Raw genomic sequence first — 25,292 nt, forward strand, 5'->3', positions numbered from 1 at the left:
TCATTTTAGTCAAACAATCAGGTTGGTTAAAATGCTAAGGAAGGATGTACGGACTTATATAGAGTACGACTCATGGATTTAACGCGCTTTCATCAAGTAGAAGATTATTCGATATTAGACTGCCTTACGACCCATGCTGATCAGGTAGGAGAGTTGTTTTCGGTATTTAATGATTTACCTATTTTGACCTTAGTGGTCAATCAAGAGGCGAAAATGGCCTATTTGAATCCCGAGGGGGCTTCGATGTTAAATATACCGATTCAGCAATACCATGGAGAGTGTTGGTTGACCAAGTTCATTCCCGGTGAACAGCGGCAAGAGATTATCATGGTTTTTGAACAGGTTATTAATGGAAACATAGCGCCTTACTCGACCAATACTAATGATGTTTTAACCGCCGATGGCAGTATTATCCCCTTCAAATGGACCAACCATTTATTGACAACTAAAGACGGTACGGTTAAAGGCGTTTGTTGTTTTGGAAGTGACTCTCGCGATCCACACAATGAAGTTGATCACTTTGTTGATTTGAGTTTCCCGAGTTCGCTCAAGTAGATCCGTTTAGTCGAAACAGCTTGTCATAAAAACAGTTAGCTGATTAAAACAGGTATATCACGTATGCAATGGCAGGATGTTATTCGATTTTGGTTTGAGGAAATTGAACCCGCTAGTTGGTTCAAAAAAGATCGGAATTTTGATCAAATTATCAGAGAGCGTTTTCTAGAAACTTATTACCAAGCGACTCGTTGCGAATTAAGTGAATGGCGAGATTCTCCGCAAGGAAGGCTTGCCGAGATTATTGTTCTAGATCAGTTTTCTCGAAATATGTTTAGGGATTTACCCCAAGCGTTTAAGTTTGATGCACTCGCCGTTGCGCTCACTCAAGAAGCAGTTCGAGTGGGTGATGATATCAAGCTTGAAATTAATCAACGCAAGTTTCTCTACATGCCATTAATGCACTCAGAATCATTCATGGTACACCAGCAGGCAGTAGAGCTATTCAGTCAGCCGGGACTTGAAGATAATTATGATTATGAACTTAAACACAAAGTCATTATTGAAAAATTTGGTCGATACCCGCATCGCAATCAATGTTTAGGAAGAGAGTCGACAGCTGAAGAACTTGAATTTCTTAGCCAACCCGGCTCTTCTTTTTAAGGTGATGTAAATTAGTTAGGAAATGTAAAACTAAAAAGTGAAATTGGAAAAATAAATGTCAGAACTAAAGACCCGAAAAAACAACACCTCAGTCACCAGTTTTTTAAACTCAGTCGAAAATGAAAAGCGTCGTAAGGATGCCAAGCAAATTTTAAAAATGATGAAAGATATTACGGGTGAAAAAGCGGTAATGTGGGGAACTAGTATGGTTGGGTTTGGCAGTTATGACTATAAGTATGCCAGTGGTAGAGAAGGTACCTGGATGAGAATAGGCTTTTCGCCGAGAAAGGCCAACACAACACTTTATATTATGAACGGCTTTTCTCAATACAATGAGTTGTTAAGTCAACTGGGTAAATACAAGACTGGTAAGAGCTGCCTCTATATCAATAAGCTTGAAGATGTTGATATCGAAGTCCTCAAAAAAATGATTAAGCACGCTTATTTTGATGCTAAGCTAGGAAGTGAGAAGTCAGCGTAATCGTCAAGTCGTCGTACATTGCCAACAAAGCATCCAGCAGAATAAAACCCGCCAATAATTTTTATTAAATCAAAATTCAATATTTCAATGGATATTTAATGAACATTAAATTTCCACGCTATTGTTCTAATAATTCAATTAGTTTTTCATAGAACTGTCTTGTGAAAACAAGATTCCCTGGTTGTTGCGGCCAAAGGAATCAATCTGCCAATTAATTCTTCCAGGCCGCTTTTTTCTCTAACTCCTAGCTAATCAAGAGTGAATATAACAATGAAAACGATTGAATTAAGAAAGCTGATAAAAAGTATGCGAAATACGCTACTGGTATCAGCGAGTTTGTCTTTAGCTGCGCCAGTGGTAGTAATCGCCCAAGAAGCAGAAGAAGACGAAGCACAAAAGATTGTGGTTACCGGCTCAAGAATCAAACGAGCTGATATTGAAGGGGCGAACCCAGTGACGGTTATCGAGCGAGAAGCACTCGAATTATCAACGGCGAATAATTTAGGTGAATTCTTACAAACCTTACCTTCTTCAAGTGGTTCGCCGATCGGCACCAAAACAAACAATGGCGGTAGTGGTGCAGTAACCGTTGACCTCCGAGGTATGGGCGCCGCACGAACATTAACTTTGGTTAATGGGCGGCGTGTCGTGGATGGGGGAGATCTGCAAACGATACCGCTGACTATGGTTGAACGGGTTGAAGTATTGAAAGATGGTGCTTCTGCCGTTTACGGCGCTGATGCAGTTGCTGGTGTTGTCAATATTATCACTCGTCGCGACTTCAGCGGCTCAGAAGCAACTGTTGAGATTTCGCGTTACCAGGATGTTGATGGCGGCGGTCAACGAATTCGAACGGGTTTAATCAATGGGGCAGATTACGAAAAAGGAAACATCACTTGGGGGCTAGAGTGGGACCGACAAGATGAAATCTTTCAAGGTGACACTAAATACGATATGTACAATTATCCGCTATTTGTTTTTGACCCGACCCTTTATACAAGCTACCGGTTACCATCGGTTAACGACCCTGCTGTTGTCGAGTTTGGGAGTACAAGGAATTTCCAAGGCGTTTTTGATTTAGCCAGTGGGGGCGGTCCGATCACTTTAATTGATGGCGCTTCGGGGACATCGCCAAGTGACTTTAGACCCGCTAACCTGAGTTTGGCACCAGGTAACGATTTGTGGAACTATGCGCCGGTTAATTATATTCAAACACCATTTGAAAGGGTTTCATTCTTTGCATCTGCGGATTATGAAGTTAACTCATATGCCAATCTATATATGGACTTTCGTTACAATGATCGCGGGTCAGAAACCTTACTGGCGCCATCACCTTATGATACTTCGAGTAACCCAGGTTACACCTTAGCAAATGGCGCTCAAGGAATTTCTGCCGATAACTATTACAATCCGTTTGGCGAGGATGTGGTAAGGGTAAGACGACGTATGTTGGAAACGGGTGGTCGTCGATTTAATACAGATGTTAATCAATATCAAGCGACACTTGGTTTAGAAGGCAATATTGGAGATACCTCGTGGGCTTATGATATATCGCTTACCTCAGGTCAGCGCTCGCGAATTGATACCGATTTTGGGCAATTCTCAGGCGCGCGTTTGCAAAGTGCTTTGGGCCCATCATTTATGGATGCTGAAGGAAATATTGTTTGCGGAACGCCAGGTAATGTAATCGCAGGTTGTGTTCCGTTGAATCTATTCGGCGGTGGTGGCACTGTGACTCAAGATATGCTCGACTACATCAGCGTGACCTTAAATGATCGTTTTGATACGGAGCTGGATATCTGGAATGCAACATTCACTGGAGATGTGATTGAACTTCCTGCGGGCACTTTGTCTGCAAGTATTGGTATCGAGAACCGAACGGACTGGACTCGCTTTATTCCCGATTCAGCGAAGTCACTTGGGGCGGTAACCGGTGGTACGGCTGCTGCACGTCAAGGTAGTTACAAAACGGATACGATTTTTATGGAGGCCGTGGTTCCAATTCTAAGTGATGTTGCCGGCGCGAAGTCGCTTGAATTAGATATCGGTGCGCGTTCCGATGACAATACTATTTTTGGCGAGCAAACAACCGTTCAGTTTGGTATTCGTTGGCAACCGACCGATGGACTCTTGATAAGGGCGACCACTTCTGATGTGTTTAGAGCACCGACAATATCTTCACTCTTTGCTGGGCAAAGCCAAGGCGCAACACCAACGGTTTCGGATCCCTGTAGAGCAAGCAATTGGTCGACTTTAACGCCAACACAGCAATCAAACTGTATTGGTCAAGGTGTACCAGATGGCGGCTGGAATCAACAAGATACTCAGTTCACCCAAACCAGTGGTGGTAACCCCAACCTACAAGCAGAAGAAGGTACAACGAAAACTTTTGGTATTGCGTGGTCACCTGATTTTGTAGATGGGCTTAATTTAACATTAGACCATTGGGAAATTGAATTGGATGGTGGTATTCAATCTATTTCAGCTCAAAATGCATTAAACTTGTGCGCTAATTTTAATCAACTTTGTGACAATATTACACGTGATGTTACCGGTGTTTTAGGAAACCCAGGTGCAGTGACTAACGTGAATGCATTTTTGCAAAATGTTGCGTTTGAGAAAGCCGAAGGGATTGATCTTGAAGCTAATTATCAGTTTGAGACCAGCATTGGTTCGTTCAATACTCGATTGATCTACTCGCATATGATTGAGAGAACTCAGGTGCCTTTTGAAGGCGGAACTCCGCTTAATCTTGAGGGTACTTACAATAGTGGCCTCGATGCGAGCTTCCCGGAAGATAAGTTTAAGCTATCTGCTGACTGGCGTTTAGATCAATTCTCGGCAAGTTTATCGATGGACTACATCAGCAAATTAACAGTGCCATTAACTTTCTTCGCGAATACTTATGAAACTGAAAATGTGTACTATTTTGATGCACATACTAGTTATACGCTTCCAGAAGGCGATACAAAGTTTACTTTTGCGATAGCGAATTTGTTAGACCAAGATCCCATTTATATCGAGTCCGGGTTTAACACTAACTCTGATGAAGGTACGTTTAGAACCTTAGGACGACAATTTTTGTTAAGAGTAAGCCATACTTTCTAATATTCGGTTGTTAGAAAGCTAAAAAAGCAGCGCTTAGGCGCTGCTTTTTTTATGAATACCACAAAAAGTTGAGGTGCGCGTTAAAAGCCATTTCAAAGTTCCTATCTCGGTATACCAGGTTTTGTTTGTCATTTAATCCTGAGTCACAATCTCCTTGGTTATAGCGCTTGCCACGTTATTGACGACGAGTCGATATCCTGTTTTGCTAATGGTGATGATTTGAACACTTTGCTCTGGATCTTGATTGAATATCTTTCTTAACATACAAATTGAATGAGTAAGACTCTTTTGTCCCACATGCTCATTATTTCGCCAAATGCTATTAATTATCACATCTCGCGGGATCAGTTTTCCATCCGAGTAGGCTAAAAAACTCATAATTGAAAAAAGCTTATTGCGTAGTTCAAAGGTGTGATTATTCAGTCTCAAAACGCGGTAATCTTCATCAAAATCAAAGTTACCAATTGGAACGATACTATTGAATGCGACAGTTTTATTAAGCGTCTTTTGAATATCAAATTTTGTAAGTGTCATTATGAAAATACTCCTATCATACTGGCTAACTAATTCCCTGGGACATTTAAATTTGAGATTTCTATGCTATTGAAAGCAACTAGCCAAATGCAGAGGATTTATCGGTGAAAAGCCTGAATTTTGCTTGAAAAAGCCTTCTCACAATAGACTCATGTCTTTGATTCTTATATATTTATAGACTGTAAAACAAGCAAATTTAATAAATGTTGAATTTGAGCATTTAAATTTAATTCTCGTTGATTGTGCTTATTTTTTAGTTTAACAAAGACAACCAGTCGGTACGCCTTAGTTATATGAGTGACCTCACAAGCAAGCAGTGGTAATGCAAGAAGATAAACAAACACAGACCATTTATATTTATCGATCCCTCAATTCGATAAAAATTAATCAAGAGTCAATTCGGTTAGCGCCTAAAGAGTTTGAGCTGTTATTGCTAATGGCTGACAGCTATCCACTGCCCGTCAGTAAAGAATCAATAATAAAGGCTATCTGGGGCGAAAAAATCAATGCCGATGAACTGGTTACTCGGCTAATGGCCGACTTGAGAAAAAAGTTAGGTGATTCACCGAGAAATCCTCGATTCATTGAAACCGTCATTAAACAAGGGTACCGGGTAATCGCGCCAATCGAATTTGCCGATTTACAACCTGCAAAATCGACTATCGCAGAATCACCTCAAACGCGAACTTATCTTAGCGGTTTGAGAATTTACCTAGCGGTTGCCGTATTATTGATAGCAACTGTCTTGCTTTTAATCTGGTTTCAATCGTCCCCAAAACAAACCGAGCAGGTCAATATTCAACAACTTAAAAAGTCGAGACTCATCGGTAGCTTAGACGCCGAAAGAAGGCCTAGGTTTGTCAGTGGGGCGAACGTTGTTGTAAGCGAAAACTATTCAAGTGAACAATACAACATTTCGGTCACTGAATTAGACTCTCGTCAAACGAGTTCGATAATTTCCGCATTGTCACTTGAAAAACAATTGCTTAGTCCGAGCATTTATCAAAATAAACTGGCTTATGTTGTATGGAATGAAAGCGGTCAGTGTGAAGTCCGAGTACGCAATTTATATAACCAAAAAGATCGAATGTTGATTGGTTGCAGGGGCGGTTTTCCACCGAATATCGATTGGATCGATGATGGTAAAAGCATTGTTTTAATGACCTATGCGAACATTGATAACCAGATCAACTCTAATATTCAAATAGTAGACTTTTTGTTTGGAGATGTCGTTGATCGGGTTTTTTTGCCCGATGCCAATCACTCATTACTTTTTCCAAGAGTCGGACCGGCTAACCGATTAATTGCAGCGGTGAAAAGAGATTACGTATTAAAAAATGAATCGCTAGTTTTATGGGATCGAGAAACCAAGTCATTGAGAGCGGTCTATGAGTCTAAGGATTCGATATTTCAAGTCGTTTGGCAGGATGCTCAGACCCTCATGTTTTCTGAATTTTACGCCAACCAGCAAGGCATCTACCGCATCGATATTGAAAGCGGAGTCAAAGAATTGGTGTATCAGGGGGCAGTATTAGATTTTGATTACGATCCTCTTAATAAGCTAATCGTTACTTCGGAAAATAGTTGGAACCATGAGATTATGCGTTTGGACCACAACACGCGTAACGAGTCTAATTATTCCAAGTCGACAGTCACTGAGATTCAACCCTATATCTTTCCGAATGGTCAATGGATTTCATATGTGAGCAATAAGAATGGTAAATTTAACATTTACAAGAAAAACCTCGAAACGCAAGAGGAGGTTTTGCTAACAGATCTTAATGGCGAGTTTATTTTTGAATATCAATGGTTCGATAATCACAGCAAATTATTGGTCAGTCTATCTGCAAAAGGAGACGTTTCAGCCATCGAAATTGATACGCAAACTAAGCAAGTCATAAATTCACATCAGCAACCGGTTTATATCGAAGAGCGAGAGGGCGTTGTTACTCGATACCATTTAACCAACCAGTCAAATGGGGTAAACATTACCGATGGGAGCGGAAATGATTTTTTTATTCCAGACACACAAAGTCTGTATCGGTTTCAAGTTAAGGATGGTTTTTTAGTTTTTCAACGGGTTGCTCATGGACGAATTACGGTTATCAATCCAAAAGGAGAAATGCGTACCATTGATGATGGTTTAGGACTAGTTCATTGGTATATCGTGGATAAATTCTTGTATTATTCTTTTATTACAACGCGCGATTCTGAGCAAACAGCAAAGGTGAACATCGCGAGGCTAGATCTAGATGACTTTGAAGGTCAACAAGCGCTTATTGCAGAAGAGTTACAAAGTCTGTTCTTGCGCGGACTAAGCAGTTTTAATATAAACCCACAAACCCAAGACATTTACTTTGCAGGGGGAAACCAGAGTAAGAGCCCTGCTATTTATTTGCTGGAACCAGTTAACGAATAATTACGTACTATTGAATAGCTATAAATTAAAATAAGAGCCTAATATGCGATTAAAACTAAAGCTTCTAAAAAAAGACGATATAATAAAGCGCTGTTTTGTTTTACTGCTTTTAAGCATGTCGTTATTCGTTAAAGCGGAAGAGTCTGTGCTAGGTAACACAGATAGTCCCGTTACCTTAATTGAGTATGGCTCATTGACTTGCGATCATTGTATCGGCTTCCATCGTAAGGTGCTCCCTAAAATAAAAGAGGCCTACATAGATACGGGCAAAGTAAAATTCATTTATCGACATTTCCCGACAAGTAAAATAGCTTTACAGGCAGCAGTAGCCGCGGAGTGTTCTGGCGATAAATACTATGAAGTGCTTGACAGTTTGTACAACAATATTCGCGAATGGTATATCGCAAAAGATAAATATAGTGTGTTTAAAAAGCATTTGATTAAAGTGAATGCTGATGTTGCTAATTTTAAACAGTGCTTTGAAAATGAGAACACTGTAAAAAATATTTATGCAATGCAACGAGCGGCAATCGCAAAATATGATGTACAAGGCACACCAACTTTTATCGTCAATGGTAAGGTTATTAAAGGTGAGCACAGTTTTGAAGAGCTAAAACGAGAAATTGATGCTGCTTATTCTCAATAAAATAGATAACACAACAAAAAATAGTTTCTTGTAAGACTTCTATCTCACTACCAAGATAATCATCTTGATAGAACACATCTTAATCTAAAGTTAAGCAACTTGGTGACTTTGAGACAAGCAATTGACACGTGACGTCAAACTTGAACGGGATTAATCCCTTAGATTCATGAGCTGAAACTTCGATAAATCAATTTTATGGTTTACTGATACCTAGTGAAGCTTTGTGGTTTATCGAAGGCAGAAAATAAAGCCTTGGGAAAACTACAATGAATTTTTATCTAACTAAAATAAATTACTTCAATCGTCTATCGATCGCGTTACGCAAAACCGGCAAAGCGCTGTTCACTGCTTGCCTACTATTTTGCACAATAGTTTCATCACAAGTCTTTTCAAATAGCGAGCAGTTACTCGAGGAAAAGTATCGGAAAATTCAACTGTCTAACAGCCCTCAAGACTCACATCCTTTGTCAAAAACACAAGTTGAAGACGAGTACGAGTTTATCATTGTTGGTTCAGGTGCTGGTGGTGGTCCCTTAGCAGCTAAGTTAGCAAGAGCGGGACATACTGTTCTTTTATTAGAGGCTGGAAAAAATAAAGGATCTTGGCCCTTTTATGGGATACCAGCCGGGCATGCAAGAGCCTCTGAAGATGCTTTTTTAAGTTGGAACTTTCACGTCGACCATTATTCAACGAATCAGCAAGCTGTTCGTGATAGCAAATTGATGTGCAGTAATGATCGCGGTGCCGTAAAGCGTTGTGTAATGAGTGCTAATGGAGACAGTTGCACTTGCCCTAGTTCACACCCAAATTCTCATGGATTATTTTATCCAAGGGGAAGCGCACTTGGTGGATCAACTGTCAATAATGCAATGATAACGGTTCTACCTAAAAATAGTGATTGGAACTATATCGCCCAATTGACGAGTGACCCTAATTGGCAATGGACAAATATGAGCCGATATTATGAAGAAATAAAAAATGAACTCGGTTTGCAAGTCAGTCATCCTCAGCCAGAACAGTTTCTTAATATGCACGGAAGTCAAGTCAAACAGATTATCGACGCTTCAATAAAAACCGGTTTTGATGGTAATGAGATCCCTAACATACCGCCGGAAGCTACTGCAGAGGATGCGTTAGTTGGAGATATTAATCAAGCGATTGCGAATGATCAGGCAACGGGAATTTGGTCTATTCCTACTGCGACAAACCGAGGACAAAGAAATGGTACTCGCGAAATGGTATTAAGATCGGCTTGTATAAAAGATAACATAGCAATTCCTGCACAGTCGCACTATTCAGCTAAGCGCTATTGTGAGGAACACAATCTTATCAATCCAAAAACGAACAAACCCTATCTAACGGTAAAAACATCGGCTTTTGTAACCAAGGTTCTCTGGCAAGAGGAGCCCACCTTCGATGAACAAACGCAAAGCTGGCAATGTGCCGAAAGTTGTCGTAAGGCAGTTGGTGTCGAGTTTATTGATAGGAGCAATGTTTATAAAGCTGATCGCTTGTATCGTCAATCCGATGCGGCTCCGCGAGTTGAAGTTCGCGTATCGAAAGAAGTCATTATAAGTGCTGGTACATTCAATACGCCTCAAATTTTAATGTTGTCGGGCATCGGTCCGAGAGAAGAGCTCGAAAGAGAAGACCTTAATATTTTTACGCGTGTCGATCTTCCAGGCGTAGGAAAAAATTTACAAGATCGTTATGAAGTCGCCGTCATTAATCAAGCGGCTCAAAAATTTAAAGTTCATCAAACTTGTAATATTAACAATATCCTCACCGATCCCTGTTTATATCAATGGTTGGCGAGTCGTATCTTCTTACAGCAAGGCTCTGGATTCTATGCGACCAATGGAACGGTTTTTTCAATGGTTAAAAAATCTGCGAATAGTCAAGAAGAAGACCTTCATATGTTTGCCGGTCCGGTCGACTTTAGTGGCTATTTTAATCAATACAGCCAAGCGCATCAGAGTGGTGACAAGTGGAGTTGGTTAATCCTGAAAGGCCATACAGAAAATCGTGGTGGAGTCGTCACTTTAGCTTCCGCTGACCCTACCGATAGGCCGAAAATTAATTTTAATTATTTTGAAGATGGTAACGAGGGAACTCAAGCACAGGGTGGGCCCGCTAATGCTAGTGACTTAGATTTGCAAGCCGTAATCGAAGGCGTTAGGCATGTGAGAAAAATTAATCAAATGATTGAAGAAAATGGATTTAGTTTTACTGAAGTTCAGCCTGGCTCTGATTTACAAACGGATGAAGAAATCGGTCAATGGATAAAAGATGAATCATGGGGACATCATGCCTGTGGGACTGCAAGAATGGGAGGAGATGATGACCAGCTTGCGGTATTAGATGGGCAGTTTCGAGTAAGAGGGACTGAAGGGCTTCGAGTCGTTGATGCATCAATATTTCCTCGAATACCGGGGACTTTTATCGCACTTCCGATTTACCTTGCGAGTGCAAAAGCGGCTGATGACATTATCACTGAATATCAAGAATAACTCATTACAAGCAAAGATAAAAATAATCGTTTGAGTAAAAAAGGATCAAAGAATGAATAATAATGATGATCAGAAAAACATACTGGGGGAATCTCACAATGATTCTTATGATATCGACAAGGTAGCGACAAGTAATCACCAGTCCGACTTAAAACGTCGCGACTTTGTCGGTGCAATGGTCGGCACAATTGCTGCGGCTTCGATGGTGAGTAGTACACAGGCGAAAGGAAAAACCGCTGAGAAAAATGAAGAGCCACTCAACATCGCTGATTTTCCATTGTCGATAGAGGAGTATGACTATGAAGTTGTGATCGTCGGTTCTGGTTTTGGTGGCGGAGTTGCCGCGGCCAGAGCCAGTAAACGTTGGCCGGGGAAAGTTTTGATGGTCGAGCGTGGCAAGCGCTATGGGCGTAATGATTTTCCGCGAACATTTAAAGAGTTGAGCAATGGATTTTGGCGGATTCCCGGCGATAATGTTCCTCGTCTTTTTCCGCTTTGGGGCGAGCAGCGCGGTGTTTTTGATTTTCGTAGTTACGATCATATGGATACATTGGTTGCTGCGGGTTATGGTGGTGGTTCGCTGATTTATGGCGGCGGGATCATCGAGCCGGTGAGTGAAGACTTTGATCAAACTTGGCCAGAGTCTATAAAGCGAGCAAAACTCAAACCTTATTTTGAGTTATTTAAATCTTGTTTAGGTGCCAATCAATTACCCAAAACCGATGAACCGGAAAGGCAACTTAGCCGCCAAGCCCTTTTCGAAACGATTGCTAGCGATGCTGGCAAGCATAGAGTTGATGTTGATGTTGGTGTATTTTTTGGTAATGATCCTGCCAATCCGACACCCGCTGGAACAATTGACGAAAATCGTTATGGTGCTGAGCAAACTTCGTGTAACTATTGTGGGGAATGCATTGTTGGTTGTAATTATCAATCAAAGAATTCTTTAGATCTAAATTATCTTTATGTTGCCGAAAATTATTTTGGTATGCAGGTTCAAACAGAGCACCTAGTCGAAAAAATTGTTCCGCTCAATGAACTCGGAGAAGAGTCAAAGCGCGCGGATGGTCGCTATGGGTTTCATATTTATATGGTTGATCTCATCAGCAAAACAGCCAAGCGAGTAAAAAGTCAGCGAGTGATTTTAGCAGCTGGTACCTATGGCTCGAGCGAAATTCTCTTCAAAAATAAAAAAGCTTACAAAACCTTACCCAGAGTGAGCGATCAACTCGGACAAAAATACTCAGGTAATGGCGACTTTATTACTCTTGCGTGGGGATCAAAAGTTCCCACTGATGTTTCAAGAGGGCCAACGATTGTTCAGTACATCGACCACACAAGCGATCAACCAATTAAAGCGAAACAATTTATCGCAGAAGATATGGCTATCCCGCTGAGCATTTTAAGCGATATCGTCGAGCTCACATCGCCTAGCTATTTAGTGAAACGCCATTTAAAACAAATGCTAGCGAAAGACGATGGCAATCAGGATATTTTAGTTCAAGTACACGTAGGGTTAGATAATGCCGCTGGTGAGGTTTCTCTTAACTGGTTTAACGGCTTACGATTAAATTGGCCTTACTATGAGAATATGAGTTTATATGAGGATATTATTGAAGCGACCAAACAAGCGAAACGAGCAATTGACGCTAAACAAGCCATTGCATTTCCGACATGGACCTGGCCCTTTCGACGAAATTTAACGGTCCATCCATTGGGCGGGTGTGTAATGGCTGACTCAAGTGATGAGGGTGTGGTGAGTGCAGCGTTGGGAGAAAGAGGCAGAGTATTTAATTATCAGAATCTTTTTATTGCCGATGGTTCTGTGATCCCTTCGTCGCTTGGCGCTAATCCTGCGATTACAATTGGGGCCTTAGCAGAAATGATTGCTGAGGACATTACCGGAATAGTACCAACAAAAAATTTAATTTAAGTTGGTGCAACAATAATCGCGCTAGATTGTTATTCAATTGTCAGATAGCCGAGTAACGGGAAATAGGAAACAAATGACAGCTGTTGAAACTTTATCCGCTTACTATGTACCCATGCTAGTGACCTTAATTCTGATCGAAATGTTAGTCCGGTTGTTTGTTAATCGCAGTCAGTTTAATTTTTCTGATGCGTTCGCTAACATCTTTGTCGGGGTCATTGGTCGAGTGCTGCAAAAAGTAGCCTGGATACCGATTACCTATTGGGGGTTCAGCTTTTTTCATCGTTTTGCACCTATGAGCATCGACATGAGCTATTGGTGGGCATGGCCTTTGATTATTTTATTGGCGGATCATTTTGGCTATTGGCAGCACCGCTCATTTCATATGGTGAGGATACTCTGGGCAACGCATAGCACTCACCATACGTCAGAACACTTTAATTTTTCAACCTCAGTGAGACAGTCGGTGATTGAGTTGGCCTATCGCTGGCTTTGGTCTGCCCCATTGACGGTCATAGGATTTGATCCGGTGTCCTGTATCTTAGCGATGGCATTAATACGCTATTATCAATTTTGGATACATACCGACTATATCGGAAAAATTCCACTCGTGGATGGTATTTTCAATACCGCTTCCAACCATCGAGTACATCATGCGATTAACCCACAGTATATCGATAAGAACTTTGGTTTTATGTTTATTATTTGGGATAAACTTTACGGGACTTATGCTCGGGAAGCCGAAAAGCCTGTTTATGGCACAACAAAATTGATCAATTCTAAAGAGCCAATTTCATATAATCCAATAACGATTAACTTTCGGGAATTTAAAGATATTTATCGCGATATTAAAGCTGAACCAAGCTGGAAAAATAAATTATTCTATTTAGTCAAGGAGCCAGGGTGGGAACCGAAAAATCAAGAAGCGGTAAAATCACGATAGTTTGGTGCTTTTACCGGGTTCTCATTAAAGCAAAGCTTTAGTATTATCAGGTTCACAATCACGCTTCCACCCCGCTATAATTTATTGATGTATCGTTTTTCTTTATTTATCTGCGATTGTGATAAGTTATCGTTAACTCACTTACAATGAATCTTCAATTCGGCGTCGAAGACGCATCTTATCAAGCCGCGGGCCAACAAGCCGGAATTAGTCAGCTAGTCAGTGATTTTTATCGCTTAATGGATTCACAACCGGAATATCGACAATTAAGGAATTTACACACTACCGATCTTCAGCAGTCCGAGGATAAGCTGGCTGTGTTTTTAACCGGTTGGTTAGGGGGACCTCGGTTGTATCGTGAAAAGTATGGGCCGATCAGTATACCGATAGTTCATCAACACCTTAATATCACCCGTGATACACTAGAGCAATGGATGTCCTGCATGATCCAAGCTATTAAGCTGCAAGACTACTCAGATGAGTTTTCAGATTACCTGATTACTCAGTTACGAGTTCCTGCAGAGCGAATATTGATGGTAATTGAAGCGCGAAAGCCGACCAATCAAGAATGACTTCATCGTCGCTGTATTCAACCAATTAGGCCCACAGATTTTTCGTCACTTCACTTTCAATCGACTATATTTAAAAAGGATTTGAAGAGGATAATTGATGCAAAAACTCGCAATAGCCCTAATTTTACTAGTCGTTCCCGTCATTTTAACAACATTTGGCTACTTTTTAGCCCCTGAGACGATATTGGGGTGGGCTGCATTCTCTCTATGGGCAGTGCTGCTTGTGCTTGTGCCTGTTACTTGGTTAGTGAAGATGGCTATCAAACCTTTTTATCGTGTCGTGAATGATGAAAGTGTTGATACCTTGAGTTTTATCAACACGGTGGATGAAGCGGAGGTTTTGCCTTTTATCCGCAATTTAGCGAGAAGTGTGAATAAACGACTTAATCGAGCGGATGATACCTTAGTCTCGATACGCCAGTCGGCCGCGAGACTCCAGCCTATGTCAGAGGCGGTAAGAGACGGAAATCTGCAATTCGAACAAAGCGCTATTATCAACCAAAAGCGCAACGATAATATTTTTCAAGGCATCAACTCGATTCGTATTTCGAATACCGAAGTATCTGAAGATATTCAGTCAGCTTTTGAGAGTATAAAAGAAGAGAAGAAACTGGTCGATGAATCCAAGTCAGTCATCGAAAGTGCTGTTAAAAGCATTAATTCCTTGGTCTCTAACGTAAAATTTGCGAGCGGCAAAATTGGCGAACTTAAAGACGCCAGCGAGCAAATTAGTCATATCATTCAAGTCATCAGCACGATTGCAGAGCAAACTAATCTATTGGCGTTAAATGCCGCGATTGAAGCGGCGCGAGCCGGTGAGTCCGGTCGAGGGTTTGCGGTAGTGGCTGATGAAGTAAGAGCGCTCGCGAATCGAACTCATGAGTCTACTGAGGAAGTTCGCCAAAATATCGAACGTATTCAAGACCTGACTCAACAAAGCTACGACAGAATGCAACAAGGCGAATCTTATTCGGAAGATGCCGTCAATCAAACCACGCTGAGTAACGACTATCTCAACAAAATCTCTAATGCTCTCGATAGAATTTCTGTGACTGCCGATCATATGCGAGCGTCTTCTGAGCGGGAAAGAATTGCTACCAGTGAGGTCGTCAAAAATATTGAAGAGTTAGTTTTGTTTAATCAAAATGCTTTGGATAGCTCAAAGGATTCAACTTTATCGGCTGACGATTTAATAAAGCTGAGTCAAGTGATCAATGATAAGCTCAAAGTTTTTGAGATCAGCGATGTTGAAGTGAATACTTCGATGAGAACTCGCCGGCGAGAGGATTCCGGCAAGTTACGAGATATCGTTGAATTATTTTGATAAAACCTGATATATATCGCACTTATTTTACCGATTACAGACTTTCTCGATGTGTGATTAGTAGCCGCTCAATTTGGTGTTTTAACGGTCTCAAGATAAGTTCTGCTAGCATTGCTGCGTAGAGAACAGTGAGTAAAGCAATGCCTATTCCCATAGCAAGGGGATTTTTTGCCTCCGGTTCAAAATTATAGACATATGAGTCGGCTGTCATCAGCACTGCAATTATTCCTACCAATGCAGAAACTGCTCTCGCGACATGACAATACAGAATGTAATGTTTTAGATAAGGTAGGTTGTTTTGTAAGCCTGTCTCATTTTTAGGGAGTAAAATCACCCAGCGCATTAAGTAAATAGTTGTTAAGGTTTTATCGAGGCCGAATGAAATCGCCGACATAGCAAATGGTAGTCCGATAACCAGTAGTATACTGACAGCATCAAAGTAAACCGCACCGCCGAGTATAAATTGCAAACCCATTAACGCGACACACAGTAAGACTCCTACAACCCCACTCCAGTTTATACCTCCCGAGCCAACTTCAATATCGTGATCGTTCATCAGATCGACTGGCGAAACATTAAATGCGGTGGCTATAGCGAGTTGCGACTCTAAGGATGGATTATCGCCATTTTCAATGCGCTGAATCGTTCTTAAACTTAAACCGCTGATTTCAGCTAACCGTTCTTGCGACCAACCACTATTTAGGCGTAACTTTTTCATTTTTTCGACTGAAAGACTCATTGACTACTCCAATATTGCGTTTTAAGTAGAAGCCTATGATTAATCGGGTAACACCGCTACGACACGGATGTGATAGTGTTCCGTCACTCAGTCGAAATCTTGGTTTTTCTTAAACACTTGGTTTTTCCTAAATAGAAATGCGGTAACACTAATATTGACTAATCATAGAATATATCAGCAACGATTGCCTGTTCGGGATGATGTTGTTTATCTTCTCATGGAGAATGAACCTGATTGTATCCGGTAGATAGAGTCAGTATGATTGAAACGTTAACCCGATGAAGTTGTCATTGCTGGCGGCTTATTATGTGTGAAGTGAATAATGTGATAAAACTTAGAGAATTTGAAGAAAAAGACACTCAGCGATTAGTCACCTATTTAAATGACCTTGATGTGGTTAAATATTTATCCAGTAAAATCCCTTTACCTTATACCAAAGCCGATGCCGACTGGTGGATCAATGAAGGAAGTAAACAAGATTTCGTTCGAGCGATAACTATTAACGATGAGTTGATTGGTTGTATTGGTGTTAATCGAGGAGAGTTTGAATATAATCGTTCTGGTGAGATTGGATATTGGATCGGTCGAGACTATTGGCGACAAGGTTTTGCACACGCGGCGCTTTTACAAATGACAGAGATAGTTTTTTCGACAACGAATATCGTGCGTATTGATGCTTCAGTCTTTTCCGATAACCGACCCTCGATGAATTTGCTGCATAAATCTGGTTATCAAGAAGAAGCGATCTTAAAAACTGCGATGTACAAACATGGCAAGTTTTTTGACAAGCATATTTTTAGTCGACTGAAGCCCGATTAGAGTGATTATGCTCTCTGGTGATTGCGGTGTCATCTTTTCGAGTGGATTACCGATGTGATTACAGAGTTGATTAACCAGTTAACCACTGAAATAAGTGTTTAGAATGTGAATACTTTAACAAACGGTGCTTATGAGTATTAAATTAGACGACTTAGCCTGGCCAGAAGCGACGCTTTTTAATTTAAGTTTTGATGGTACAGTGCTTAGCTTTACGATGACTGATATTCAATCTTACATCGAACCAATAAAATTTGAAGAGGTCGATGTCCGTATCACTGATATTAGTGCGCTTAGAGTGACACTAAGACCATTTATTGACGGGAAATATTCAGCGAAGGAACTTGTCGTTGATATCGGCGATTTTGCAGAAACTGGTGAGGTTATTGAAGGCATCGTTCGGCAGAATCCACTGACGGATACTAATGCTGAGTATTTTTGGCTTACAGGCGAATTGAAAGCTGCCGATATAGTGATAAAAAGAACCGGCAATTATCAATACAAAACAAGAAAACACCCAACTCTGAGTAGTAAATGATTCTGTTGACGAAAAACACTAAAGCCCTATTGATTTCTGTTGGGCTATTAAATTTTATCTCTCAAGCTAACAGTCTTGAGTTAGCAAATACAACATACTCAAAGACGTTACTGAGTATCGGAGCAGGACAAGCCGCAATGACCTTTTGTGACTTTGATGCCGATGGAAATCAAGATATTCTCATTGCCAATTACTCTGATAATAATATGGTTGTTTTACGTGGTGATGGTAAAGGAAAAGTATCTGAGTTGAGGCGGATTTCTGTTGGAGAAAACCCCACTGGCATAGCGACTGCGGATATCAACGGTGATGGTAAAGTTGATGTTGCTATCGCAAATCATGAAACATCTTACGTTACTTTACTCTTTGGTGATGGTGATGGAAATTTTCAGAAGTTATCCGGATCTCAATTTGAACTTGATATTAGCCCGCATCCTCATGAAGTTAAGCTAGTTGATTTAGATGGAGATAATAAAACTGATTTGATTGTCGATAGCCGTGATGATGACGGAGTGCGATTCTACAAAGGCGCGGATAATGGTGGTTTTGTTTTGCCGGGAAAGGTCGTTCAGAGCGGAGGCGATCCATATAGAGGATTTGCAATAGGGGATATCAATAATGATGGTTCGCCTGACCTGGTTACACCCAATCTAACTAACGTAGGAGTACTACTCAACACTGGCAATACGGCTCTTCAATTTTCACTTAGTAAAATAGCGCATTCTGATTCTCCTTTTACGGTCGAATTAGCGGATCTAAATGGAGATAATAATAGGGATTTAATCGTTGCTTCGAATAATCGACTAGTCGCAATCTATCCTGGAAACGGGAAAGGTGATTTTGATACAAGAAACAAAATTGAAATCGGCTTAAATATCGGTGCGAAGCAAATCGCAATAGGTGATATTAATGGTGATGGTATTCAGGACGCTATTTTAACTAACTGGGCGGGAGAGTTAATTGCTATTATGGGGAGTACAAGTAAGATAGAAACGATTCTGTTTCACCACCCGAAGATTTCCAATCCGTGGGGTGTCTTACTAGCTGATATGAATGGTGACGGTCATGACGACTTTATCGTTGCTGACGGGCGAAGTAATTCTGCGATCTTATACTTGAGCGCAATCAACTGAAATAACCGATAGTGTAAGTTAGCACTCATTCAATCCCGTTCTCCGCTAGTGTCGGCGTGCTATCTGTTCAGATTTAATCGACACACTGATTAAATAAAAGCCAAGCGCGTTAAGCGCTATCGAATATTAATTGGCTTTATTCTGCATGAAAATCTTTTGGTGATACATTAAATTGTGCTTTAAAGCATTTGCTAAAATAACTTTGAGATGAAAAGCCAACCTCAAAAGCGACATAGCTTGAACTATTGCCGTCTGCTAATAATTGCTTAGCCTTCTCCAGTCTAAACCTTCGAAGATATTCTGCTGGTGTCATATCCAACACTGATTTGACCTTTCGGAATAACTGTCTTCTACTCATATGAATTGATTCTGCTAACTCATCCATCGATAGATTGGCATTGCAATGGAGCTTCTCGAGTGAGCAATTAATTTTATCGAGGAAATCGCATTGCTGATTGCGTTTGTGAACCTGTAAATCATCAGATCGAACACTATTATTGTGATTTTTATCTTCATTAGCCGTAAACAAATTTGCGGCAAAACATTTTTTAAGTATATCTCTTATATCGAGTAAGTTTGCTAATCTTAGATTGAGTTCTTCCGGATCAAATGGTTTAGTTAAGTATTCATCGGCATTTTCTTGCCAGCCTCGTAGACGGCTGTCACGATCACCTCGAGCTGTTAACAAAATTATCGGGATATGATTGGTGACGGGATTCTTGCGGAGAAGTTGGGTTGTTTGAAATCCGTCAATATCTGGCATCATAATGTCACTAACAATTAAGTCCGGGACTTCATTGACGGCAATTTCTATACCTTCTTTTCCATTTTTAGCGGTTGTTACATTGTATTGAGGAGAAATACTTTGCGCGATGTACTGCCGCATATCATCGTTATCCTCTATTACAAGGATTGTTGGCAAGTGGGCTGTGTCTTTTGATATTCGTTCGCTATCACTTGAAAAATTTTCCGATTGCTTGACACTCATAAATTCTTGTTTAATAAGCTCTTGATCGAGATCGTTTGATAAATCATAGCTTGTTGTTTCATTAACAATAGGCAAGCAAACGGTAACAACGGTTCCTTTCTCTGGTTCGCTTTTCAAAGATATTTCACCATCATGAGTCAACACGAGCTCTTTAACGAGCGACAGGCCTATACCTGCGCCAGTTATTTGTTCGCTATGCTCGTTCAGTACGCGATGATACCTGGTAAATACTAAACTCTGGTGTTCAGGAGGAATACCAATTCCAGTATCAATAACCTCTATTTGAAGTTGTCTCTCTGTGCGGTTGGTTAATAGCGTGATTGACCCACCAGGTTTTGTGTACTTTATCGCATTTGACAAGAGATTAAGTAATATCTTTTCAAATGCATCCGGTGTAAATTCGAAATTCAGCTCGAAATACTCAGGCTCATTGAACCTAATGTTTTTGTCATGAGCTAATGTGGCAAAGGATTCGCTAAGAAATTTAATGATTCTTCCAATAGGCTGAGTTGATTTTTTAGCGATACTTTTGATTCTAAAAGTCTCTATGTTGAGCAATTGGTTAACCATTCTGAGTAGCCGGAAAGTATTTCTCTGGACAATATTGAGTTTATTTGTGTCCTGCTGACTTAGCTCTGATTTGAGTACTTGACTCAATGGTCCAAGAATTAAGGTTAATGGCGTTTTGAATTCATGAGATAGATTCGCAAGCTCTTGATTCTTTTTTGACAGCAGCTTTTCAACTTTGTTTTTTTCATGGCTTAAAGCTTTAGTCCTTTTTTCAACCTCTAGTTCCAATGCTGTCGCTCTCGCTTTTATAAGGCGTGTGCGATAGATAATGGCAGCGTACAAAAAAACTAAAATACCGATGAGAATGAAGACTCTGAATTCGTTTGATTGCCACCAAAGTGGAATAACAGTGAATTCAAAATTGAGCGGAGTACTCCAAATTCCATCGTTATTTGATGCTCTGAATTGAATGACATAGTCACCGGGTGCAAGTTCCTCAAAAATTACGTCGCTAGTTATATTAGAGATACTTACCCACTTATTTGCTTTATTAACAATTCGATATTGGTAACGGTTTCTAGACTGTTTTAGATAGCTCGATGAGGATAGCTGAATCTTGAGTGGAAACTGTTTAGGTTTTATCGATATTGCCTCTTCTTCTAATGCAGAGAGCTTAACATCGGCGAGTTGGATAGAATCTATTTTTATTGTCGGTTGTATCTTATTCTGAATCGTTGAACTCGCATTGAACGTGTATATTCCTTCGAAACCGCTAAAGTAAATTACTTGCTGATGGCGTTTACATACCTTGCCATTGAGCCCACCTCTCGGTAAGCCGTCGACCTGATCAAAGCTTAACAACTCATTTTTTTTCCATTGAAAAAGTTTTCCCTTAGTTTGTACTATTAACCACGAGTCATTATAGCGAATGAAGCAACCAGTATTGACTATGTTAATATTGAGCCGCGTTAAATGCGCTTTATCTAAATCATATACGTATAAATTATCATTGGTCGTAATGAGATTTAAGGCGTTTTTATCTCGAAGAACTTTTGCCAGTTTAACGCCTTCTTTCTTTAGCGAAACAAGACTACTCATCGCCATTGACTGGTAATTGAATTTATATAATGCATCTTCTGTAAAGAATAGAATCGAATTAGCTGAATCATGCATTGTAAATCGTGTGCTAACAATAACGTCGATTGGGATGTAAGGACTAATATCTATCGGCTGAATTTTGTTGTCTATTATTTCCAGATATTTAAGCCCGGTTTTTTCAGAGGCTACCCAAAAGTGATTTTTTCTGCCTTCCGTAATACTAATAATTTTGTCATTGGTATAATAGGAGTTTTTAGAGATAGCGAACTCAATGTCTGAACCGCCCTTTTCTACTGATATTAACTTTCCTAAAGAACCCAGTAATAGCTTGTCATTGGTTTGAAGCGATGAATAACTCGGAGACATAAGTGTACGTTCAAGATTTGAAATGTATGTTGTGTCTTTATTACTCAATATAAAATTTGTCTTGTCATATAGTTCAATGTGTTGACTGTTTTTTTGCTCGGGAGAACCGAGGTCGACTTTTTGAATAATGTTTCGACTGGGATGGTAGGAAAATAACCCCTCATCCTTTATCGAAAGCCAAAGGATGCTTTCGTTATCAAGATACAAGTCATTGATAGTAATCTTATCATTACTCAGAGGTGATTTTGTTTTGATTATAATTGGATTTAGCTCGTGGTTAGAGATATTCAGTCGCCAAACTTTCGAATCTGTCACGAGATAGATAATAGGGCTTAAATGATCAGTTCGAATACTTTTGATATCTTCGTCTAATTTTAATTCCTTAAGTAGAATGTTGGATTTTAAGTCCCATATTGAAAGTTTATTTCCAACTCCGATTAGCGTTTTGTTTTTAAAGGTTGTGATGGTCTGTGCAATAGCTTGATCTTTTAATGTGTTTATCAATGAACTTATTTCTAAGTTTGGCGTAATTTCTAGTAAACCAAATGAATAAGTGCTTATTAGTAAATTATTATTTGAATCAACCGTGGCCGCGATTGGAAGCGGTGATGATACATCATCGTCAATCAGATTATCTGGAAATATAATTGGCTCGATTACAAATGGCTGCTTAATTCGATAAACAGAAAGAAATGATACCACCCACAGTTCATCGTTTAAGCCTTTGTCTAAAAATACAATTTGGTCATTTTCGTTTAAATTGATGGGTAAGCGATTGATTCTTTGTTGAGTATTTGAGTAGCCAAACAACTCATTACCGATGGAAAAATAGACTTGATTTGAAAGTTCAGTAACGTTGATATCGAAGCTGGCTTTGTTTTGGTAAGCTGATAACTTGCTATAGGAGAAAGTTTGTTGGCTATTTCCTGAAATGATTGTTAGCGATTTTTCAAAAAATAGCCAGATATCTCCATCGCTAGATTTGAATACTCGCTTTGGAGAGCTAAATGCTGAAACCTGATCAGACAGTGCTTTTTCAAAGTAAAATGCACCATTCATGTCAGCGCTGGCGTGTGCGCTTGAGGTACTGAAGTACAATACGGCCAGTAGTACCCCATATATGATTGAACAGCGTCGATTTAGAATAAACATACTCTTCGAGAGCTGGCACACCAGCTCTATATTAGATATTAGCAAATTGAGTGTTCGATATTAATCTACGATGAAGTCTCCTGGCGGCGGTTCAATAGCTGCGGGTCGATAACACGCCTGAGGCTTTACTCGGCAGATATTTTTACTGTGTTCTGGTGTTTGCGGAATAGGGATATAAAAGTCTAGCTCGTTCTCTGTTTTATCATATTCTAAAGTGACCAAGTATAGAGTGTGCGGGTGTAGTTCATAAATAAATGGTGCTGGCTGTCCTTGGGATTGTAGATATGAGGCTTGAACCGAAAGGGCAAACGTCAAAATTGCAATTAGTATAGTTTTTAGTGATTTCATAATTTTTCCCTTCTGAAAAATAAGTTTTATTCACAATATAATTATTATAACGATGTGAATTAATTCAGATGCTTCTGATAGCATCGTTTTTCGATGTTGTTCTATTGTAACTTCTCGATAAAACCGAGCGGCTGTGATTGTCCCAGAATCAATACAGTTTGCAGTAATAATGGTAATCAATAATGTCACTTTATTAATACAATTAGAATGCCACAGATTATTACTTGCGTGCCAAAGCATACTAACAATGAATCTAGTTTAAGGAATAACATTTTTATCAAATTGTTGGTTTATCACAAAAAAGACCTACAAAACAATGATTTAAATAGATGAAAAAGCATGGGTTTTCACACCAAATAAAAGTCACTCTTGAATAACGCTGGTGTTTTCATTACGTCCCAAAAGTACTCGCATGTTTCACTCAGAAACAGAGTTGTTTCTATAAATCGGCACTACTTAAACAACCCTCGGCACTGATCTGGTAGTGGCTTATCCTAATTTTCTGAGATGCTTGGTCGCAAGTTAATGCATACCCAATGACTAGAGGCATCTCTTATGGTTCAAGAATACAAATATTACTCGAAAGATGTTGGCGATGAGTCACAGTACTTTGTGAATTACCTTGCAATCTTTGGTGAACTGATGTCGGTCAAGAAGATAAAGGCAATTTCGAAGGAAGCAGCATTGAAGCGAGTTTCTGAGATAGATAGCTTTGAAAATACATGGAATAAAAAGAATCGGCAGCTTGAAACAATAAGCCACCAGGATGCTAATTCCATTCGTAAAACCCACGCAGCGCATAAGCGGCTTTTGATCGCGATGTTCCATTATGGCTCTCACCGACAAATAATGCTTGAGTTGAGTGAGCATTTGATTCAAACGACCTTTCCATTTGCAAAGGGAGCTTATCAAAATGCGATGGCGGATATCGCAAAAAACAATGCGGAAAAAGGGAAGTGTTACCAGCTTCTCGATGTTGAAAGTAGAAACGTCGGATTACAGTTAGCTAGAGCCATACGCCGAGGAAGAATAGGCTTAATCTATGTCGATGGTAATTTAGGGCCCGAAGGGGCTTCGATGGATAAGGAAGATACAATCGTCAGTTTTTTCCATCGGGAAATGAAAGTTAAGTCTGGTATTGCGAGACTCGCTCATAGTTGCGATGCCGCTATTCTCCCAATATTTGCAGGCGGTAAAGAAACCCCGAAGCTACATATCGGAAAGGTAATTGCGTCCCCCCGTCATAATTCACAAAAGCTCACTGAGGAGGAGTTATCGCAATTTTCCCAGTCTACGATGCAAAGTATTTATGACGAATTAGAGAGAATTGTTCATCAGAGCCCCAGTGATTGGGAGTTTGCCTTTTGCTTACACCGCTGGCTGGTACCTAAGATTGATGCTACCGAAAATCTGAAGTCAATTTCCCTTGCTCAAGTTGACTCTGTATCAATTAACGAAAAACGCTTCGTTCCTTACTCAACGAGCGACAAATGGTACTTTGTAGACGTTGATACACAAAAAGCAATTTCATTGCCATCATGGGCTGCACCTCTTGCACAAGTCTTAAACTATCGACCTCGAGCATCCGTCGCTGAACTAATCAACGCGGTTGGGGAAAGTCCTGAAAGAACTCAATCAATTCTGTCTGAACTTTGTGAGCGAAATATTTTACAAGGTTTGTCAGTTAAGAAAGTGCAAACTTTCTAATTCAACACTCATAAGAGTAATTTACTTAAAAACAAAAAAGGAGACTCGTCATGAAGCGAGATAAGCTTGAAGAACTATCTTTAGTCGAACTAGAGGAAAGAATTGAATTTGGTTGTTGCGGCGGTGGCGGTGATGGTGGTGGGGGAGATGATACCTACGACCCATGCAATATCGACCCGGCTGAATGCCCGATTGACGATCCGTTTTAATCGTTGATAAAACACCGATAGTGCCTTTTTAAAGGGTACTATCGGATTTTAGATTGACCAGTG

The 25,292-nt window shown here is 40.1% G+C and carries 20 protein-coding genes; 16 read left to right on the forward strand and 4 right to left on the reverse strand.

The features are described from left to right. Positions 1-72: 72 nt before the first annotated feature. The 4 genes from FLL45_RS12510 to FLL45_RS12525 all read left to right on the forward strand — a co-directional run bounded on the left by FLL45_RS12510 (position 73) and on the right by FLL45_RS12525 (position 4,747). Entirely contained in the window at positions 73-555 is a 483-nt protein-coding gene (locus FLL45_RS12510) for a PAS domain-containing protein (protein WP_142942396.1), read from the forward strand. A gap of 63 nt (positions 556-618) precedes the next feature. Continuing rightward, positions 619-1,158, forward strand: coding sequence for a DUF924 family protein (locus tag FLL45_RS12515; RefSeq protein ID WP_142942397.1), 540 nt, complete (start codon positions 619-621; stop codon positions 1,156-1,158). 55 nt (positions 1,159-1,213) lie between these two features. Then, positions 1,214-1,639: a DUF1801 domain-containing protein gene (locus FLL45_RS12520; protein WP_142942398.1), complete on the forward strand. Its 426-nt coding sequence runs from the start codon at positions 1,214-1,216 to the stop codon at positions 1,637-1,639. Between the two features lie 270 nt (positions 1,640-1,909). After that, entirely contained in the window at positions 1,910-4,747 is a 2,838-nt protein-coding gene (locus FLL45_RS12525) for a TonB-dependent receptor domain-containing protein (RefSeq protein ID WP_142942399.1), read from the forward strand. Between the two features lie 132 nt (positions 4,748-4,879). Here FLL45_RS12525 and FLL45_RS12530 read toward each other — a convergent pair whose 3' ends face one another. Further along, complete coding sequence (locus FLL45_RS12530) at positions 4,880-5,281, reverse strand: winged helix-turn-helix domain-containing protein (RefSeq protein WP_142942400.1); 402 nt, start codon at positions 5,279-5,281, stop codon at positions 4,880-4,882. Positions 5,282-5,603: 322 nt separating this feature from the next. Here FLL45_RS12530 and FLL45_RS12535 point away from each other — a divergent pair, with 322 nt between their 5' ends. The 7 genes from FLL45_RS12535 (at position 5,604) to FLL45_RS12565 (ending at position 15,625) form a co-directional block, all read left to right on the forward strand. Further along, positions 5,604-7,700, forward strand: coding sequence for a winged helix-turn-helix domain-containing protein (locus FLL45_RS12535; RefSeq protein WP_142942401.1), 2,097 nt, complete (start codon positions 5,604-5,606; stop codon positions 7,698-7,700). Positions 7,701-7,743: 43 nt separating this feature from the next. Then, entirely contained in the window at positions 7,744-8,346 is a 603-nt protein-coding gene (locus FLL45_RS12540; RefSeq protein ID WP_142942402.1) for a DsbA family protein, read from the forward strand. Positions 8,347-8,612: 266 nt separating this feature from the next. Continuing rightward, on the forward strand, positions 8,613-10,856 hold the full coding sequence (locus FLL45_RS12545; protein ID WP_142942403.1) for a GMC family oxidoreductase: 2,244 nt from the start codon (positions 8,613-8,615) through the stop codon (positions 10,854-10,856). Positions 10,857-10,908: 52 nt separating this feature from the next. Then, positions 10,909-12,789 (forward strand): GMC oxidoreductase, encoded by a 1,881-nt coding sequence (locus FLL45_RS12550; RefSeq protein WP_142942404.1) that lies wholly within the window; start codon positions 10,909-10,911, stop codon positions 12,787-12,789. A 73-nt stretch (positions 12,790-12,862) separates the two neighbouring features. Further along, complete coding sequence (locus tag FLL45_RS12555) at positions 12,863-13,729, forward strand: sterol desaturase family protein (protein ID WP_142942405.1); 867 nt, start codon at positions 12,863-12,865, stop codon at positions 13,727-13,729. A 146-nt stretch (positions 13,730-13,875) separates the two neighbouring features. Continuing rightward, positions 13,876-14,301, forward strand: a complete 426-nt coding sequence (locus FLL45_RS12560; RefSeq protein WP_142942406.1) for a group II truncated hemoglobin — start codon at positions 13,876-13,878, stop codon at positions 14,299-14,301. Between the two features lie 97 nt (positions 14,302-14,398). Next, positions 14,399-15,625 (forward strand): methyl-accepting chemotaxis protein, encoded by a 1,227-nt coding sequence (locus FLL45_RS12565; RefSeq protein WP_142942407.1) that lies wholly within the window; start codon positions 14,399-14,401, stop codon positions 15,623-15,625. A gap of 34 nt (positions 15,626-15,659) precedes the next feature. On the opposite strand, the gene FLL45_RS12570 is transcribed toward FLL45_RS12565, so the two are convergent. Beyond that, positions 15,660-16,364, reverse strand: a complete 705-nt coding sequence (locus FLL45_RS12570; protein ID WP_142942408.1) for a helix-turn-helix domain-containing protein — start codon at positions 16,362-16,364, stop codon at positions 15,660-15,662. A 324-nt stretch (positions 16,365-16,688) separates the two neighbouring features. Between FLL45_RS12570 and FLL45_RS12575 the strand changes: the two genes are divergently transcribed. The 3 genes from FLL45_RS12575 to FLL45_RS12585 all read left to right on the forward strand — a co-directional run bounded on the left by FLL45_RS12575 (position 16,689) and on the right by FLL45_RS12585 (position 18,851). Then, the gene (locus tag FLL45_RS12575; protein WP_142942409.1) at positions 16,689-17,183 is read left to right on the forward strand and encodes a GNAT family N-acetyltransferase; all 495 of its coding nucleotides are present in this window, start codon (positions 16,689-16,691) and stop codon (positions 17,181-17,183) included. Between the two features lie 130 nt (positions 17,184-17,313). Next, positions 17,314-17,718, forward strand: a complete 405-nt coding sequence (locus FLL45_RS12580) for a hypothetical protein (protein WP_142942410.1) — start codon at positions 17,314-17,316, stop codon at positions 17,716-17,718. Further along, the gene (locus FLL45_RS12585; RefSeq protein ID WP_246075825.1) at positions 17,715-18,851 is read left to right on the forward strand and encodes an FG-GAP repeat domain-containing protein; all 1,137 of its coding nucleotides are present in this window, start codon (positions 17,715-17,717) and stop codon (positions 18,849-18,851) included. Before FLL45_RS12580 ends, FLL45_RS12585 begins: the two co-directional genes overlap by 4 nt. 136 nt (positions 18,852-18,987) lie before the next feature. Here FLL45_RS12585 and FLL45_RS12590 read toward each other — a convergent pair whose 3' ends face one another. Both FLL45_RS12590 and FLL45_RS12595 read right to left on the reverse strand, forming a co-directional pair. Further along, a complete protein-coding gene (locus tag FLL45_RS12590; protein ID WP_142942411.1) occupies positions 18,988-22,965 on the reverse strand; it encodes a hybrid sensor histidine kinase/response regulator transcription factor in 3,978 nt (1,325 codons plus the stop codon). Positions 22,966-23,025: 60 nt separating this feature from the next. Beyond that, positions 23,026-23,313 carry a hypothetical protein gene (locus FLL45_RS12595; RefSeq protein WP_142942412.1) on the reverse strand — a complete coding sequence of 96 codons (288 nt, stop codon included), beginning with the start codon at positions 23,311-23,313 and terminating at the stop codon, positions 23,026-23,028. 555 nt (positions 23,314-23,868) lie between these two features. Here FLL45_RS12595 and FLL45_RS12600 point away from each other — a divergent pair. Continuing rightward, positions 23,869-25,020, forward strand: a complete 1,152-nt coding sequence (locus FLL45_RS12600) for an LpxL/LpxP family acyltransferase (RefSeq protein WP_142942413.1) — start codon at positions 23,869-23,871, stop codon at positions 25,018-25,020. Positions 25,021-25,070: 50 nt separating this feature from the next. Beyond that, positions 25,071-25,229: a hypothetical protein gene (locus tag FLL45_RS22780; RefSeq protein WP_185964442.1), complete on the forward strand. Its 159-nt coding sequence runs from the start codon at positions 25,071-25,073 to the stop codon at positions 25,227-25,229. Positions 25,230-25,292 lie beyond the last annotated feature (63 nt).

Source organism: Aliikangiella marina (assembly GCF_007004765.1).
GTDB lineage: Bacteria > Pseudomonadota > Gammaproteobacteria > Enterobacterales > Kangiellaceae > Aliikangiella > Aliikangiella marina.

Excerpts from the sequence above, each read along its gene's own strand:
- FLL45_RS12510 (WP_142942396.1), top strand. The coding sequence starts at position 73 with ATGGATTTAACGCGCTTTCATCAAGTAGAAGATTATTCGATATTAGAC.
- FLL45_RS12515 (WP_142942397.1), top strand. The coding sequence starts at position 619 with ATGCAATGGCAGGATGTTATTCGATTTTGGTTTGAGGAAATTGAACCC.
- FLL45_RS12520 (WP_142942398.1), top strand. The coding sequence starts at position 1,214 with ATGTCAGAACTAAAGACCCGAAAAAACAACACCTCAGTCACCAGTTTT.
- FLL45_RS12525 (WP_142942399.1), top strand. The coding sequence starts at position 1,910 with ATGAAAACGATTGAATTAAGAAAGCTGATAAAAAGTATGCGAAATACG.
- FLL45_RS12530 (WP_142942400.1), bottom strand. The coding sequence starts at position 5,281 with ATGACACTTACAAAATTTGATATTCAAAAGACGCTTAATAAAACTGTC.
- FLL45_RS12535 (WP_142942401.1), top strand. The coding sequence starts at position 5,604 with ATGCAAGAAGATAAACAAACACAGACCATTTATATTTATCGATCCCTC.
- FLL45_RS12540 (WP_142942402.1), top strand. The coding sequence starts at position 7,744 with ATGCGATTAAAACTAAAGCTTCTAAAAAAAGACGATATAATAAAGCGC.
- FLL45_RS12545 (WP_142942403.1), top strand. The coding sequence starts at position 8,613 with ATGAATTTTTATCTAACTAAAATAAATTACTTCAATCGTCTATCGATC.
- FLL45_RS12550 (WP_142942404.1), top strand. The coding sequence starts at position 10,909 with ATGAATAATAATGATGATCAGAAAAACATACTGGGGGAATCTCACAAT.
- FLL45_RS12555 (WP_142942405.1), top strand. The coding sequence starts at position 12,863 with ATGACAGCTGTTGAAACTTTATCCGCTTACTATGTACCCATGCTAGTG.
- FLL45_RS12560 (WP_142942406.1), top strand. The coding sequence starts at position 13,876 with ATGAATCTTCAATTCGGCGTCGAAGACGCATCTTATCAAGCCGCGGGC.
- FLL45_RS12565 (WP_142942407.1), top strand. The coding sequence starts at position 14,399 with ATGCAAAAACTCGCAATAGCCCTAATTTTACTAGTCGTTCCCGTCATT.
- FLL45_RS12570 (WP_142942408.1), bottom strand. The coding sequence starts at position 16,364 with ATGAGTCTTTCAGTCGAAAAAATGAAAAAGTTACGCCTAAATAGTGGT.
- FLL45_RS12580 (WP_142942410.1), top strand. The coding sequence starts at position 17,314 with ATGAGTATTAAATTAGACGACTTAGCCTGGCCAGAAGCGACGCTTTTT.
- FLL45_RS12585 (WP_246075825.1), top strand. The coding sequence starts at position 17,715 with ATGATTCTGTTGACGAAAAACACTAAAGCCCTATTGATTTCTGTTGGG.
- FLL45_RS12590 (WP_142942411.1), bottom strand. The coding sequence starts at position 22,965 with ATGTTTATTCTAAATCGACGCTGTTCAATCATATATGGGGTACTACTG.
- FLL45_RS12595 (WP_142942412.1), bottom strand. The coding sequence starts at position 23,313 with ATGAAATCACTAAAAACTATACTAATTGCAATTTTGACGTTTGCCCTT.
- FLL45_RS12600 (WP_142942413.1), top strand. The coding sequence starts at position 23,869 with ATGGTTCAAGAATACAAATATTACTCGAAAGATGTTGGCGATGAGTCA.
- FLL45_RS22780 (WP_185964442.1), top strand. The coding sequence starts at position 25,071 with ATGAAGCGAGATAAGCTTGAAGAACTATCTTTAGTCGAACTAGAGGAA.